Genomic DNA, 14090 nt, shown 5'->3' on the forward strand with positions numbered 1-14090 from the left:
TCACTGATGCGTGCTCCAGTACTCGTCGGCGGCCTTCTGAATGGTCTCCAGCACCTCCTTGTAGGTGCCGGGCTCGGTGACGAACTTGCTGAACCCGTCCAGCGCGGCCGTCAGGATGGGGGGCGGGGTGGCCTCGAAGTAGCGGTTGACCAGCCGGTACTTGCCGCTGCCTGCGTCCTTGGTGACGGCGCCGAGTGCCTCGTCCTTGATGGTGACCTTGGGATTGGCGCTCACGTCGCCCCGGCTGGTGGCCCACTTCTCCTGGGCTTCGGCGGTCGTCCACCACTTGAGGTACTTCATGCTCGCGTCGGGGTCGGCGGCCTTGGCCAGCGAGCAGAGCGGGCCGCTCTCGAAGATCATCGAGGTCTTGGGGAGGGAGGCGTTGACGTTGGGGATGGCGAAGAAGCCGTAGTCGGTGCCCGGCTTCATGTCGCGCTGGGTCATGCTCGTGTTGAACCAGGTCCCGAAGGACACCATCGCGGCCTTGCCGTTCTTGAGCACATCGCCGGGGTCGGTTTTATCGCCCGGATTGATGAAATATCCGGCGTCAATGAGCTGCTTCCACCGCTCCATCACCTGGACCACGCCCGGGTCGGTGTACTTGGCCTTGCCGGTGGACAGGCGGTCGTACAGGTCCGGGTCGGTGCCAGCCATGAGCTGCTCGAACCAGACGAACGAGAACAACACGCTGGTGTGGTAGAACGCCTTGACCCCGTTCTGCTTCAGGGTGTCCGCGGTCTTGATGAGGTCGTCCCACGTCTGCGGCGGCTGCAGATCGTACTTGTCGAAGATCTTCTTGTTGTAGAACATGCCCCAATAGGCGACGTTCATCGGCACGCAGTACTGCTTGCCGCCGATCGTGTAGTAGGGGGCGAGGTCCTGCGACAGGTCGCCGGCCTTGATCGCCTCCTGCCAGACGGCCGTGGTGTCGGCCACCTGCTTCTGCTTGACGATCTCCTCCAGCATCCCCCCGGTCTGCCAGGTGAACAGATCGGGCTTGACGTTCGTGCGGAACGACGCCTTGATGAACGCCTGGTACTGCGCCGAGTCCGTGTATCCCGTCGGCTTCATGCCCAGGCCGATGCTCTGCTTGGACAGCGCGCCCATCCCGTCGAAGTACTTCGTCCAGGCGCCTTTGTCGTTGTACAGCGTTAATTCGGTCTTCTTCTGCGGCGCCGCGGCATTGCCGCCGCCGCACGCGGTCAGGACGAGCGCCGCCACGCCGAGCGTGGCCATGCGTGACCGGTACATGGGCCGGCCTCCTTGGTTCTCTACTTGGGGGGTTGCAACCGGTGCTCTATAACGGTCTTCACGTCCACCAGGTGGGCCCGCATCCGCTCTTCGGCCGCGGCCGCGTCGCGTGCTTCGATGGCCTCCAGGATGGCCAGGTGCTCCTCGTAGTCGCGGCGCCGGTCGTCGAAGATCTGCAGGATCTCCCGCTGCTCAGGCCCGTGGACGGTGAGCAGCGAGTCGACGACCTCGTGCAGCACGCTGTTGCCCGCCAGCCGTGCGGTCGCCCGGTGGAAGGTCATGTTCGCGTCGTGCAGCTCGGCGTCCTCGCCGCGCAGGTGCCTGCCTGCCTCATCGAGCGCCTGCTTGAGTGCGGCCAGCTCCTCACGACCCGCGTGCTCGGCGGCCAGCGCCGCCAGCGGCGGCTCGATCAGGATGCGCGCGCCCAGCAGCTCCAGCAGCCGGGCGGCGTGGATCTCGCGCATGTTGGGATTGGGCAGAACCAGCCGCTCGATGTCGGCTCCGACGTAGATGCCGGAGCCGTGCCGCATCTCGATGGCCCCGGTGGCCTCGAGCCTGCGCAGCGCCTCGCGCAACGTCGGGGTGGTGACGGCGAAGCGCTGCGAGAGCTCCCTGGTCGAGGGCAGCCTGTCCCCCGGCCGGTGCCCTCCGGTACGGATGAGCTCCAGCATGCGCTCGGTCAGAGCGTCGGAAAGCGTGGGACGCGTCACCTCGGACATATCAAGTGATCTAATCACTTAATGCCATTGGCGTCTACGGGTCGCCCCCTCGCTCCGCCACGCGTCAGCGCTTGAGCCACTCCGTCATCATGTCGATCTGGCCTTTCCTGGAGGCCTGCACCTGCTTCGCCCATTCCTTGACCGCCGGGTTGGCCCCGTTGTAGACCTCCATGCCGGCCATCTGCACGGCGTCGTCCTGGTGGGCGATCAGCAGGTTGAGCAGGTCCCGCTCGAAGGACTTGGACGTCTTCAGCGCCTGGATCTGCTTGACGTCGGTCTCCGGCATGCCGCCGTGGCGCTCGTGCCCTGTCGACGGGGCGGTGAGGGGCTGATCCCAGGAGTGCAGCCAACGCAACATCATCTCGACCTCGTTCTGCTGCGTGCTCTCAATGGCCGCGGTGAGCGTCTTGATCTCTTGCTTGACGGCACGTGCGGTGCCACCCTTCGCGATCTCGATGCCCTGCCGGTGATGCTGCACCATCATCTGCACGAACATCACATCGTCGGCGTTGACCGGCGCTTCGGCGGGTTCGGCCACCCCACAACCGATGATGATCAGCAGGAGCCCCGACAGGGCCACCGTCGCGACAACCTTCGCCCGCACCCCGCCTCACCTCATTTATTAATAGGAAACCTTCCTAAGCGATTTCGGTCCTCGGCGCAAGCCCTCCCTTCCATTGACATCAACTTAACTCGAGGTTGCACCGTATACCCATGGAAAGCTTCGAGATCGGCGTCATTCTGCCGGGAATCGCCGTACAGCAGCGCGACCGCATCGACCTGCGTGAGGCGGCCAGACACGCCGAGGACGCCGGACTGGACGGCGTGTGGCACGGCGACCACCTGGCCATCGGCGCCCCGACCTTGGACGCCCCGATCGCACTGGCCACCGCCGCTGCCGCCACCACCCGGATCAGGATCGGCACCAGCGTGTTCATCCCCGCCCTCCGCCCCATCGCCTGGGCGGCCAAACAGATCGCAACCCTGCAGCACGTTTCCGGCAACCGCCTCATCCTCGGCATCGGCTCCGGCGGCGGCCCCGCCCAGTGGGCCGCGGCCGGCGTGCCCTACGCCGAACGCGGCCGCCGTACCGACACCGCGTTGACCCTTCTCCCCCGGCTCCTGGCCGGCGAGCGGACCCAGCTCCACGACGAACCCGGCGAGCCCTCCGTCGAGCTGACCCCGCCCGCGCCCATGCCGCCCGTCTGGATCGGCAACGCCTCCGCCGCGGCCATCCGCCGCGCGGCCCGTCTCGGCGACGGCTGGTTCCCCTCCCTGATCTCCCCCGCGGAGGTCGCCGAAGGCAGGAAGAGACTCTTCGAGCTGGCCGCCGAACACGACCGCCCCACACCCGTCATCGCCATCGGCGCCACCTCGGCCCTCGGCACCGGCGCGCCTTCCCGCCGGGAGATAGCCTCCGGAATCACCTCCGCCTACGGCCGCCCCCTGGACGAGGTCATCGACATCCCCCTCACCGGCCACCCGAAGGAGGCCGCCGAAAAACTGTCCGCCTACCGCGACGCCGGGGCCGCCCACGCGATCGTCGGAATCGCCGGCGGCGACTGGCGAACCCAGGTCGACCTGCTGGCCAAGGTCCGCAACCTCCTGCGCTAGCTCAAGGCTCCTGACCACCGACAACAGCGAGCAACACGTCCGCATGACACTCCTGATCGCACGGACACCAGCAGGCGAGATCCTTGCCGGCGAGCTCCCGACGAGCCTGCTCAACCAGCTCAGGATGTTGCCGCAGATGATCGTGGTACAGCTCGATCACCTCACCCCGCTCGTGGACCCGCCCACCGCAAACCCGACATCCCCGCTGCCCCACGGCGTGCGGGCTGCTGTACGGACTCGCCTTCAGACCGGGCGCCGCCCGGCCGACATACACCGCCCCCTTCGGCACGCGTCCGTGATACCTGTCGCCTTCGACCTTGACCCGGCGTGGCATGCGACACCCTCCCCACGTCGTAACGAGCCCGGTACGCCAACCCAGATTCCTTCCCCAGCACGCACAGGCATCCTCATGAACCGTCTGGCTTGCCATGATCACATCGCGAGCTGCGAACGTCGTCATCGGTGCGGTCGGCGCCACGCTCCTGATCGCGCCCCTCGTGGTGCTACGCCGCCGGCATTGGGTGCCGCGGCTGGGTGCCACCTCCAGGGCGCCGCAACGTCAGCGACTGGAACCGTCGTTCGTCATGCCCCACGACGTGAAAGTCCACGATCTCGAAAATCTTGCGCGCATACTCCTGAAGCTGCTCATCGCTACGGAACGAGAAGAACCGAGGAGGATCATGATCATCCTCTTCGAACGTGCCCTCCCCCGTCAGACTGCCGCCGCCGTACACACCGAGAAAGAACAGACCACCGGGCCGCATCACCGTACCGATCGCATCTATGACCGCCGGAAGATCACTGTTGGGCACATGCAGCAAGCAGTTCAACGCATACACCGCGTCGAACGACCCAGGTACGAAATCGAGACTCAGAAAGTCCATGACATGGGCTTCGATGCCCTTCTCCCGGCAGAGAGCCAGCATGGCCGGCGACAGATCGACGGCCACGACGTCCAATCCGTTCTCCTGAAAGTACGCACTGTCCTGACCCGTCCCGGCGCCGACCTCCAACAGTCGCCTGCACCCGTGATCCTTGAGCCGACTCAGGAACGCCTGCCGCTCCGCCAGCTTCCATAGGGCCTTGCCGCTGAGGTCACGCCGTTCGGCACCACCGTCGTACGCCGTTCGGAGGAGACCGGTCACATCGTCATAGCGCACGTCCATCGCGCCATGATGCCCCACAGGAGATCTTCGACAACAGCCGTCGCCGCTAAGCACTACGGAAGGGGATCGGCCAGCCGCCACGGTGCGGAACGAGGCCACAGAACGCCCGGATCCCCCGCCGCTTTGCGAGCCCTGAGACGATCTTCGGCAGATTGAACACTGGATCTTCGGCAGATTTAACGTACGACCGTCGGCAGATTTAACATCGATGCTAATCTTCCACTGTGCGGGAAGCAATCGACTACCTACCCCGACGTGCGGCTTCACTGGTCTATGACGCGTTGGAAGACACGCGGATCGTCGTCATCAACGGAGCGCGCCAAGTAGGCAAGAGCACCCTCGCGGAAAGGGTGTTGCGACAGGTCCCTGGTGGTGTCGCTCGCTTCCTCGACGAGCCGCTCACCCGAACGGCGGCACAGGCAGACCCGGTGCGCTTCATCCGGCATGACAGCCTCATGCTCATCGATGAGATCCAGCGAGTACCAGATCTCTGGCTGGCGATGAAGCACGTAGTGGACCGTGATCCGCGCCCTGGCCGCTTCCTGCTCACCGGTTCCGCCCGGCTACTCGCGTTGAGAAGCCTTCCGGACGCGTTGCCAGGAAGGTCTGAAACCATCGAACTCTGGCCTCTCTCCCAGGGTGAGATCGACGGCCATGAAGACGGTTTCGTCGATGCCGCATTCGCGTTGGGCTCAGATCTGCGCGCGCATGACCTTGGACTGAGGCGCAAGGGCTATGTGGCCCTGACAACCCGAGGCGGATATCCGGAGGCGGTGAAACGGACCTCACCCCGACGGCGCGAGCGCTTCTTCGAGGGCTACATCGCAGACTTGATCGTCCGCGACGTGAAGCAGATCGCAGAGATCGAGCGTACGGCCGATATGCGCAAACTCATGTCCCTGCTCGCTGCGCAGACCGGTGGCCTGCTCAATATCAGCCGTCTCGCAAGCGAGCTAGGAGTACCGAATCCGACCGTACGCCGGTACGTCGACATCCTGGAAACGATCTTCCTGATCCGGTCCATTCCCGCATGGTCGTCGAACGCCACGACACGAGCCGTGGCGACTCCCAAAGCGATCTTCGTGGACTCCGGCCTGGCCGCGTATCTCACCAACGGGACCGTCAGCGACAGCCGCATCGGTGGCCTGCTGGAGAACTTCGTGCTTAGCGAGATCGCCAAACAGCTCACCTGGAGTATGACCTCGGCCCGCCTCTACCATTACCGTGACCGCGACCAATACGAGGTGGACGCGATCTTGGAGAACAACGCCGGCGAGATCATCGGCATCGAGGTAAAGGCGGCAGAGACGGTCCGACGCGACGACTTCCGAGGTCTGAGGTTGCTCCAGAGTCGCCTGGGGGACCGAATGCGGGCGGGCTTCGTCCTTTACTGCGGTTCGGAGTCGTTGAGCTTCGGCGAAGGCCTCACCTGCCTGCCCGTCTCCGCACTGTGGACGACCCGGGGGGATACCTGATGCTAGCCCGGCGGGGTGGCACCAGCGACGTGATGGTGCTCATCACCTCAACCTTTTCCTCGTCGTTCCACGCGAAGAGGTGCCGCGTGGGATCGACGTCCCACCAGTCCAGCGTGTACGGGGTGAGATCAGGAGACGGTTCGGCCGCCGATAGCGTGCCAACCCCTCGTGTGACGCGAGGGGTTGGTCTGCGTGATCCTATGGCTCAGTCGGCCAGCTGCTTGCGGAGCGCCTCGGACTCTGGCGTCGGATCCGGCCGACGCACCCTGACAATGTGGTGCCCGAAGAAACCCGCCCTCTTCGTCATGGTGACGTGCTTGGAGCCGAGGGAGAGACCCATCTGAATCAGCATGGCCCGCCACGCCACGTCATTCAGCCCTAGATCCACCTGGGTGAGCTTTCTTACCAGGACGGCACCGATAGTCCGATATTCGACCGGCTTGTCGCTCTCGTCGAGGTAGGGCTGCATGCCCTTGTCGAACAGCTCGGCGACTTGCCAATACTCGCCGGGGTCGCCTGGTTCTCGGTACAGCGGATTAATGGGGTCCTCTTCGTACATCTCGATCTCGTCGCCGAGACGCAGGTCGGCCGCGGGGATACGGAACTCCACCATGCACGTCAGCGTATGGGCATGTCACTGTGGGTGGAAGGCCCAATCACGCTAGGCGAGGAGGAAGCAGCGAATGATCCCCGGCTGCGGTAATTGCGACTGCAACGATGTGATGTTCGAAGGGACTCCATCGCACTGGACGCAGGTTCATGCCGAGTGACCTCAAGACCCACCCTCGCCCGGACATCCGGAGGGATAGGCCCGGGCGAGGGTAACAAATCAGCGCTCTGTAACACTCGCCATACAGCCTGCGATGTGATCGACGATCCCTTGCGACTTACTCCTCTGCCGCGAGCGGCACCGGGGGCCGGCTGGCGCGCTGTAGGACCATCGGCGAGGCCCGCCCGTCAACGAACACGTCGAGCGGCGCGGTAAAGCCGCCAGGGTCCCGCGCATCCGCGTCCACGACACACGCCACACGTGCGCCTCGCTGCTCGCCGCCTTGGACGTCCACCCTCGTGTGGCGATGCGCATACTGCGGCATTCGCAGATCTCGGTCACGATGAACGTGTACACGCAAATCGCCAGCCCGGAGACCCGCAAAGCGCTCGACCGGCTCAACTCCAATCTCGAAAACCCGACGGCCGGTCCATAACCCCACCCATCGCCAGAAGGCTCTCCGGGAACCTGGAGAGCTTCTTTATTGGTCCGTGCTGAGATGGACAAGTGAATCAAGAGGAACGCGCCCAAATCGCTGCTTTGCGGGAGCGCTTCGCGGCCATAGGCGCTGGCGATCCTGACAGTTGGGCTGTCTCTGAGGTGTCCGAGAACATCCCCTAGCTTGCTCGCTTTCTCGCGCTACGCCACATCTGGCCAACACTGATCAACGGCTGGGCGGACCCCGGTGCTCTGGAGGGCATCCCTGCTGCTGACCGATTGCTCGCAGCCGGGGCCGATCACACCGATCTCGTACGGATTGCTCGATCCGTTGCCTACGAGACGGCCTTCGCCCTGCTCTACAGCATCACAGCGCACGGCTACGACCACGGAGCACCCGACACTCCCGGATGGCGCCTGATGGAAACCACGCCAGCGGGCGAACTCACCGGCAGGTCGCTGCAGGCCTTGCATGAGGATCTGCTCTCCATGGACCCGTCGGGCCAGGAAGGCGGGGATCTCTCCGAGTAGAGCATGGCCTCGTTGCTGTACAAAACTGCTGTACGACCATGAAAAAGGCCCTCCCGGATCATCCGGAAGGGCCTCTGAACTGGAGCCGCCTTGGGGATTCGAACCCCAGACCCCTTCATTACGAGCTCGTGGCATGGAGGTCATTAGAGGTCGGTGTGGCGGTCACGCTGGGCATTGAGATCAGCAAAGGTCACCGGTGGCCGATGCAGTTGCTGCACTCTGGTGCTGCACGAGCTTCTTTGCGGCAGGCGGCGCTGTGCCGGGACTGCAGAGCCGCGGGGGACCCCGGCCGTCAGTTCTTGCGCTCGTACTGCCTCGCGGGCATCGCCGGTTTCGTTCTCACGCTGGTCGACAGGCGCAGGCAGTCCAGGACGTCGACTGTGCCCTCCAGTGCGGTCGAGCCTGAGACCGAAGCCGGTGAGGGGCTCAGCACGCGCACCCCGCAACGCCGGCGTTCAGCTGCGCGCCGTCTCCTGCTCAGCCCGCTGGTTTTCCTTGCGGCGTTTCTCAGTTCAGGCATGCTGGTGGCGGCGTTTGACGACCTGAATGACGAGATCGACTTGTCCGCGATCGTCGGCTGGAGCGTTGCTGTTTGCAGCACGCTGGCACGGGTGTACTTCGCGCTGAGGTTGCGTCGAGCCAGCAGGTAGCCGCGTTGAAGCTGACTTCCCTGTGACGCCGATCCTGTGGATGGCGATGTCGGGGTATGGGATCTGAGGCGTTGGTCGGCATCCTGCCCGTCGCTGAGGGGCCAGCGTCGATCTGACCGAACCGCTTCACCAGCGCGTCCACCTCGGCCGGGCGCAGCCGGCGAATGCCCGACAGGAACGCGAACTGATCCTCATACGGTCCAGCGGGCGAAGCTTGCCCGGGTGAGCAAGGTGTCAGGATGCTCGCCGCCGAGCGCCCGCTCCACCCTCGGCAGCAGGCCATCTCAGGTCTGGACGCACAGGGGGCCGGACATTTCCCGTTACGGCAACTGTCCGGCCCCGGAGTGGTCGCTACGCGGCTAGCAACACCTGCGCTCGAGAGTGGTCCGCACCCCATAGGTGCTTCCTGGCCCCCAGTTGCACGCGTACTTGTCCTTCATTGACCTGCTGCTGCAGGCGGGGTTGTAATAGCACCGCCCCCACCAATAGCCGTTGATGGGTTTGTTGTAGCACTTGATGACGGCGCCGGCAGAGTCCTCGGGAAGGACCAAGGCCACGGCACGGTCCGCGAGTCCGGTTATGATCTTCTTCACGCTCTTCATCCATTTCTTCGTTTACGGTCTCAGAACTTGGTCAGTTGATCTATGCCGTCTCCTTTACTGACAGGCCTGCAGATCCAGGGGACAACCTTCGGCGAGTGACGGCGTGAACGTCAGCGATAGGAAAGTAACCGTGGTCTCGCGAGTCGAAGCCGTCCTCGCTGTTGTCGCTGAGCAGGACGACATTGCCGACGGGGATACGACCTTCGGCCACCACCGGGGCCACCGAGGGCGGAACAGGGTCGCCCGGCAATCCGGCGATCCGCTTGATGAGGAAGGTCCCACCGACGAATTGAGGAGCGCGGACCACCGCGATCTGACCGCATCGGAGAGCCGATGCGGCCACGCGCTGGACAAGTAGCCGATCTCCGTCGGTCAATGTGGGGGCCATGCTGTCGCCATCGACCCGGATCACGGAATACGTCGCGCGCAGCCGTACGATCAACAAGGCCAACGCGCAGCTCACGAGGAGGAGCACCCACCTCACGGGGCCACCGCCTCTTCCGGCTCGCGGTACCCGGTCGCCTGGAGGTTGAAGAGCCGTGCGTAGGGGCCGCGGGCGGCCATGAGGGCGTCATGCTTTCCGGCTTCCCGGATGGCGCCGTCCTCCAGAACGATGATGAGGTCGGCGTCGCGCACGGTGTTGAGCCGGTGAGAGATGAGCAGGCTGGTGGCGCCGTGGCGGCGGCGTCGGGTCCGAATGTGCACGTCGGCCTCGGCCTCAGGGTCCAGCCCGGCGGAGGGCTCGTCGAGGATCACGAGGTCGCGGTGGCCGCGGAACATCGCGCGGGCCAGGGCCGTACGCTGCCATTGCCCGCCGCTGAGCACGACACCCGCGTCGGGGTCGTCCTTGTCGTCCTCGCTGAAGAACGTCCGCGTGAGCAGGGTGTCGTACCCGCGAGGAAGGGAGGAAAGCTTGTCGTCGATCCCGGCTTCGTGAGCGGCCCCACGGATTCGGGTTTCGTCCTCACGGGCGGGGACGAAGCCGATGGAGACGTTGTCGGCTGCGGACATGTCGTAGGCCATATGGTCCTGGAACACTCCGCTGATGCGGTGCCGCAGATCATCGGGGTGCACGTCACGGATGTCGACGCCATCCCACGTGATGCTTCCGTGCTGCGGGTCGTAGAACCGGCACAGGAGCTTGACGAGAGTGGACTTGCCGGCCCCGTTCAGGCCGACGATGGCGACCGACGCGGCGGCCGGGACGAACAGGTTCAGGCCGCGCAGGATCCAAGGGTGATCCTCGCTGTAGCGGAACCACACGTTGGTCAGCTGGATGCCGTGGCTCAGCCGGGGCAGTGGCGCGGGCTCGGCGGGAATGGGGAGGTCGGGTTCGGCCGAGGCCACGGCCACGTAATGGCCGAACATGAGCAGATCCTGGTGGAGAGCGGCAATACCGATGATCAGCCCGTTGAGGGCGGCCTGGACCGCGCCGATGGCGGCGATCAGCAGAGACACGTCGCCAATGCTCAACGCGCCAGAGCCGGCGGAGATGACGGCCCAGATCAGCCCGCCGCCCGCTACCACGGCGCCCAGCAGCGTCAGCAGGCCCTCAACGGACAGTTCCTTGATGTCCATCCGGCGGCGTGCGGCGTTGGACGTGCGTAACTCGGTCATCATCCGGCCTCGCAGGAAACGGCCGCTGTTGAATAGACGGATCTCCTTCGCCGCCGCAATCGTGGTGAGCAGATCGCCGTAGAACATTTGGCGTCGTTCGGCCGGGCCGATGTCCCAGATCATCGCGGCGCGACGATGCGACAGCCGCAACTGAGCCAACAGCGCGGGAACCCCGGTTGCCAGGACGATCCCCGTGAGGACCGGACTGACCATGAGCAGGGAGCCGACCATTCCGGCCATCGTGATCACCGCGCTCACAACCCCCAGGCATCCGGTGACGACTTCCTGTCCCGTTGACAGGCTGGTCTTCGCCAATCGCAGCTGGTCGTGGAAGTTGGGGTCCTCGAACCGTCGCAACCCGGCGAACCGGAGCGTCGCGGAGAACAGCTGTGTAGTGGTCTGGGCGGTGATCAACCTGCCCATCTCGCTGTTGAGGTACTGCATGAGCTGGGGCAGCACCGTCATCAAGATGCCCGCGGCGGCCAGCCCCACCGCGAGGGTGCTCAGCTCGGCCGCAGATCCCTGTCCTGCCAGGGAGTCGACCACCAGTTTGGTCAGCCACGCCACGACGATCGGCCCGATCGCCTCAGCGATCATTATCAGGACATAGACCGCCATCAATCCCGGGGCTGCTCGCAGGGCGACCCCCGCGGCGGCCTTCGCCGTTCCGATCATGCGCTGACCGTGGCGGGCAACACGGGATTGTTGTCGGTGACCCTGCCGTCCGCACCGATTTCGAAGACGGTCGGATAGCCGGCGACCTGGAAGGCGCTCTGAATGGCGGCATGAGGCGCCTCGACCACGACACGTGCCACCTCAGCGAGGCGTTCGACGTCGGTGACGGCCTCCTTGTCGCTGTCGGTGACGACGACGGCGAGCACGGCAGCCGGGGTTCGGCGGGCATGGTCGATGAAGCGCGGCATCAGTTCACTGCAGGGCTGGCAGGACGGGGAGAAGAAGCCGATCAGGGCGGGCCCTTCGATCAGCTCATCGGAGATCGGCTCGCCATCGGTGGTGGTGGCGGCGAACTCCGGGATCTTCTCCCCGATGGCGAGCCCTTCCTCCATGGGTGGCAAGGATGCCGCTGACGCGGCCTGCTTTCGCAGCCGGCGGATCACTCCGACCGTCAGCAGGAGATTCAGCAGGCACAGCACGCCGACCAAGACGACGGCAACAATCAGATACGGCATTACGCACTCCCCGAGACTTCCATGAACAAATCGGCGATATCGTCGAAGACGATCAAGAGGATGGCGCCGACCAGCCCAACCGGTACTGCCAGGGCGAGGCCGACCGCGGTTACCGGGCCGCCGGGAAACATCAGCGCCACCGAACCCAGCGCGACAACGAGCAGTAGAAGCCCGTTGCGGACCAGATGCACCGGGCCGAGCGGGGTCGCGGACGCGCCGAAGCACTGGCATGGCTCGCGCTGCCCCCAGCGAAGAGAAGCGGCGATCCACGTCGAGAACGCGATCAACAGCATCCCGCCGGCGGCCAGCCCCGCATGTGGAAGCACGATCAAGGTGGCCGCAGCGACAAGTTCCATGGCCACCGTTGCCGTGGCAGCCGGGAACCGGGCCGGGCCGGGCAGCAATCGCAGGGTGGCGGCGAAAGACTGTAGTGCTGCACGGCTGCGCAGCTTCGAGTACGCGGAGACAACGAAGACCGTGGTGAGCAGGACTTGACTCGCCACCAGCACGTGAACCATGACCCCAGATGCGCTTCCGGCCATTAGCCCGGCACTAGCGCGCCGGTGGCGCGGTGGGCGGCATGGGCTGGTTGTGACTTGATGTCGTGACTCTTGGATCGGTATTTGTCGTGGTCGGCCTGGCTGCCGTGTGGGGCGTTCAGACGATGATCGTGGGTCTCTGTTCCTGGCGGGTGGCAGTGGCTGAGCATCAGGAATCCGCGGACTCCTGACTTGAACACCCCACGCTTGCCGTACTTGTAGACGTAGGCCGCATTGGCCGGTGCCGAGGGCAAGATCGTCAAGGCCCTGACCGCGGTCGTGAGGATCCCGATAGCGTGGGTGAGTAGGCGTTTGCTCCTCATGCCGCCAGGTATAGCAAGCCGCGGTATGTCCGGGGTATGTCGAGGGCTCTCGTAGTGCTTGCGGTGTAATCGTTTGAGCGTCTGATGGCAGGTCGGGCAGGGGCCCTCGCCGGCGACTTCACCGCCTTCGCCCTCCCCGCATGGAGGGGCTTGTTCGTCTCTACTTGATCAACTACTTGCACTATCAGGACTGGGCCCATTCCTGACGAGATCTCGCCGCCGCCGAGCGTCGGCATCTCGTCGTCGCGCTCCTGCTCGGCGGCGGCGAGGTTTTTCAGCGCCTGCCGGTAGTAGGACGGCTTCAGTTCGACACCGACCGCGTACCGTCCGGCCCGGACGGCGCTGTACAGCTCAGACCCGACCCCGGCGAACGGGGTGAACACACGCTCTGCCGGGTTGGACCACAGGGCGAGGCACCGGTCGATGACGTCGAGCTGCAGCGGGTGGACGTGCTTCTCGTCCTCCTCGTCGCGTGCCTGCCTGTACGGCAGCACCCGGTCGAGCCGGATGTCGTCCCAGAACGCGGACGCGTACTGCCGCCAGACCCAGTGTGACCACCGGTTTTCGGTCTGCTTGCCCTCCCAGCCGCGGTAGCGCAGCAGGTCGGCGGGCGCCGGTACACGCACATCGCGAAGGAGTGGCGGACCCAGCTCAGGAAGGATCTTCAACAGGTGTGGGAGCAGGCGCTCGCCGATCTTTTGAAGCCGTTCCGGGAGGGGAAGCGGGACCCGATCCCGCCGTTCTCCGCCGACGCGGACGTGGTCGATCTGGTGACGTCTGAGGCCTGAAAATCCAAGATCGATCGCACTCTCATCGCATTCGATGAAGAATGCCCGGCCCGAGTTGATCTCGGACCGGGCGTTTTTCCTGGTCAAACCTGGAGCCGCCTTGGGGATTCGAACCCCAGACCCCTTCATTACGAGTGAAGTGCTCTGGCCGACTGAGCTAAGGCGGCGCGCCGTTTGGCTTGGAAGAGTCTACAGGAGCCAGAGGGGTTCTCGCTCCCACCGATCACCCGATGCCCGGACAGATCACCCCGCCCCCAGCCCTTCCCAGCAACCTGCCTCCCGGAGTTCACCGGCCCGCGCCCTCCGTGAGTACTGTCTGGACTGCGATGTCCGGCTGCTCGTCTTCGATCAGCCCAGGTACGGTCTGCGGGACGGGACGGATGCCGCGCAGGAAGGGTGCCAGCATCGCCGCTGACAT

At 65.0% G+C, this 14090-nt stretch carries 17 protein-coding genes, 1 tRNA gene and 1 pseudogene; 5 read left to right on the forward strand and 14 right to left on the reverse strand.

The window, feature by feature from the left end:
• From Q9G87_RS17110 to Q9G87_RS17120, 3 genes are all read right to left on the reverse strand, one after another.
• On the reverse strand, positions 1-1251 hold the full coding sequence (locus Q9G87_RS17110) for an ABC transporter substrate-binding protein (protein ID WP_305917359.1): 1251 nt from the start codon (positions 1249-1251) through the stop codon (positions 1-3).
• A 20-nt stretch (positions 1252-1271) separates the two neighbouring features.
• Positions 1272-1970, reverse strand: a complete 699-nt coding sequence (locus tag Q9G87_RS17115) for a FadR/GntR family transcriptional regulator (protein WP_305917360.1) — start codon at positions 1968-1970, stop codon at positions 1272-1274.
• Positions 1971-2034: 64 nt separating this feature from the next.
• Positions 2035-2574, reverse strand: a complete 540-nt coding sequence (locus Q9G87_RS17120) for a DUF305 domain-containing protein (RefSeq protein WP_305917361.1) — start codon at positions 2572-2574, stop codon at positions 2035-2037.
• Between the two features lie 110 nt (positions 2575-2684).
• Here Q9G87_RS17120 and Q9G87_RS17125 point away from each other — a divergent pair, with 110 nt between their 5' ends.
• Positions 2685-3584 (forward strand): LLM class flavin-dependent oxidoreductase, encoded by a 900-nt coding sequence (locus Q9G87_RS17125; RefSeq protein WP_305917362.1) that lies wholly within the window; start codon positions 2685-2687, stop codon positions 3582-3584.
• Position 3585: 1 nt separating this feature from the next.
• Here the strand turns inward: Q9G87_RS17125 and Q9G87_RS17130 are convergent, their stop codons facing one another.
• Complete coding sequence (locus tag Q9G87_RS17130; RefSeq protein ID WP_371825793.1) at positions 3586-4044, reverse strand: DUF4326 domain-containing protein; 459 nt, start codon at positions 4042-4044, stop codon at positions 3586-3588.
• 43 nt (positions 4045-4087) lie between these two features.
• A complete protein-coding gene (locus tag Q9G87_RS17135; protein WP_305917364.1) occupies positions 4088-4750 on the reverse strand; it encodes a class I SAM-dependent methyltransferase in 663 nt (220 codons plus the stop codon).
• A 224-nt stretch (positions 4751-4974) separates the two neighbouring features.
• Here Q9G87_RS17135 and Q9G87_RS17140 point away from each other — a divergent pair, with 224 nt between their 5' ends.
• Positions 4975-6225 carry an ATP-binding protein gene (locus Q9G87_RS17140; RefSeq protein ID WP_305917365.1) on the forward strand — a complete coding sequence of 417 codons (1251 nt, stop codon included), beginning with the start codon at positions 4975-4977 and terminating at the stop codon, positions 6223-6225.
• 205 nt (positions 6226-6430) lie between these two features.
• Here the strand turns inward: Q9G87_RS17140 and Q9G87_RS17145 are convergent, their stop codons facing one another.
• On the reverse strand, positions 6431-6838 hold the full coding sequence (locus tag Q9G87_RS17145; protein ID WP_305917366.1) for a hypothetical protein: 408 nt from the start codon (positions 6836-6838) through the stop codon (positions 6431-6433).
• Between the two features lie 364 nt (positions 6839-7202).
• Here Q9G87_RS17145 and Q9G87_RS17150 point away from each other — a divergent pair.
• The 3 genes and pseudogenes from Q9G87_RS17150 to Q9G87_RS17160 all read left to right on the forward strand — a co-directional run.
• Positions 7203-7430: pseudogene (locus tag Q9G87_RS17150) on the forward strand (tyrosine-type recombinase/integrase); the annotation flags it as partial.
• A gap of 281 nt (positions 7431-7711) precedes the next feature.
• Positions 7712-7963 (forward strand): hypothetical protein, encoded by a 252-nt coding sequence (locus Q9G87_RS17155; protein ID WP_305917367.1) that lies wholly within the window; start codon positions 7712-7714, stop codon positions 7961-7963.
• A 38-nt stretch (positions 7964-8001) separates the two neighbouring features.
• Positions 8002-8613, forward strand: coding sequence for a hypothetical protein (locus tag Q9G87_RS17160; RefSeq protein ID WP_305917368.1), 612 nt, complete (start codon positions 8002-8004; stop codon positions 8611-8613).
• A 642-nt stretch (positions 8614-9255) separates the two neighbouring features.
• Here Q9G87_RS17160 and lepB read toward each other — a convergent pair.
• From lepB to Q9G87_RS17200, 8 genes are all read right to left on the reverse strand, one after another.
• A complete protein-coding gene (gene lepB, locus Q9G87_RS17165; protein ID WP_305917369.1) occupies positions 9256-9690 on the reverse strand; it encodes a signal peptidase I in 435 nt (144 codons plus the stop codon).
• 5 nt (positions 9691-9695) lie between these two features.
• Entirely contained in the window at positions 9696-11507 is a 1812-nt protein-coding gene (locus Q9G87_RS17170) for an ABC transporter ATP-binding protein (protein ID WP_305917370.1), read from the reverse strand.
• Complete coding sequence (locus Q9G87_RS17175; protein ID WP_305917371.1) at positions 11504-12022, reverse strand: TlpA family protein disulfide reductase; 519 nt, start codon at positions 12020-12022, stop codon at positions 11504-11506. The genes Q9G87_RS17170 and Q9G87_RS17175 overlap by 4 nt, the downstream gene beginning before the upstream one ends.
• Positions 12022-12540 carry a MauE/DoxX family redox-associated membrane protein gene (locus tag Q9G87_RS17180; RefSeq protein WP_305917372.1) on the reverse strand — a complete coding sequence of 173 codons (519 nt, stop codon included), beginning with the start codon at positions 12538-12540 and terminating at the stop codon, positions 12022-12024. The genes Q9G87_RS17175 and Q9G87_RS17180 overlap by 1 nt, the downstream gene beginning before the upstream one ends.
• A 23-nt stretch (positions 12541-12563) precedes the next feature.
• The gene (locus Q9G87_RS17185; protein WP_305917373.1) at positions 12564-12884 is read right to left on the reverse strand and encodes a hypothetical protein; all 321 of its coding nucleotides are present in this window, start codon (positions 12882-12884) and stop codon (positions 12564-12566) included.
• Positions 12881-13759 carry a DNA methyltransferase gene (locus tag Q9G87_RS17190; RefSeq protein WP_305917374.1) on the reverse strand — a complete coding sequence of 293 codons (879 nt, stop codon included), beginning with the start codon at positions 13757-13759 and terminating at the stop codon, positions 12881-12883. Before Q9G87_RS17190 ends, Q9G87_RS17185 begins: the two co-directional genes overlap by 4 nt.
• 3 nt (positions 13760-13762) lie before the next feature.
• Positions 13763-13839, reverse strand: a tRNA-Thr gene (locus Q9G87_RS17195).
• Positions 13840-13958: 119 nt separating this feature from the next.
• A complete protein-coding gene (locus Q9G87_RS17200; RefSeq protein ID WP_305917375.1) occupies positions 13959-14090 on the reverse strand; it encodes a hypothetical protein in 132 nt (43 codons plus the stop codon).

This window comes from Nonomuraea turcica (assembly GCF_030718205.1).
Lineage (GTDB): Bacteria > Actinomycetota > Actinomycetes > Streptosporangiales > Streptosporangiaceae > Nonomuraea.

Bases quoted from the DNA above. Each gene is read 5' to 3' on its own strand.
- Q9G87_RS17115 (WP_305917360.1), bottom strand. From the start codon at position 1,970: ATGTCCGAGGTGACGCGTCCCACGCTTTCCGACGCTCTGACCGAGCGC.
- Q9G87_RS17125 (WP_305917362.1), top strand. From the start codon at position 2,685: ATGGAAAGCTTCGAGATCGGCGTCATTCTGCCGGGAATCGCCGTACAG.
- Q9G87_RS17180 (WP_305917372.1), bottom strand. From the start codon at position 12,540: ATGGTTCACGTGCTGGTGGCGAGTCAAGTCCTGCTCACCACGGTCTTC.
- Q9G87_RS17175 (WP_305917371.1), bottom strand. From the start codon at position 12,022: ATGCCGTATCTGATTGTTGCCGTCGTCTTGGTCGGCGTGCTGTGCCTG.
- Q9G87_RS17135 (WP_305917364.1), bottom strand. From the start codon at position 4,750: ATGGACGTGCGCTATGACGATGTGACCGGTCTCCTCCGAACGGCGTAC.
- Q9G87_RS17160 (WP_305917368.1), top strand. From the start codon at position 8,002: ATGAAAAAGGCCCTCCCGGATCATCCGGAAGGGCCTCTGAACTGGAGC.
- Q9G87_RS17170 (WP_305917370.1), bottom strand. From the start codon at position 11,507: ATGATCGGAACGGCGAAGGCCGCCGCGGGGGTCGCCCTGCGAGCAGCC.
- Q9G87_RS17110 (WP_305917359.1), bottom strand. From the start codon at position 1,251: ATGTACCGGTCACGCATGGCCACGCTCGGCGTGGCGGCGCTCGTCCTG.
- Q9G87_RS17185 (WP_305917373.1), bottom strand. From the start codon at position 12,884: ATGAGGAGCAAACGCCTACTCACCCACGCTATCGGGATCCTCACGACC.
- Q9G87_RS17200 (WP_305917375.1), bottom strand. From the start codon at position 14,090: ATGTCAGCGGCGATGCTGGCACCCTTCCTGCGCGGCATCCGTCCCGTC.
- Q9G87_RS17130 (WP_371825793.1), bottom strand. From the start codon at position 4,044: ATGACGACGTTCGCAGCTCGCGATGTGATCATGGCAAGCCAGACGGTT.
- Q9G87_RS17145 (WP_305917366.1), bottom strand. From the start codon at position 6,838: ATGGTGGAGTTCCGTATCCCCGCGGCCGACCTGCGTCTCGGCGACGAG.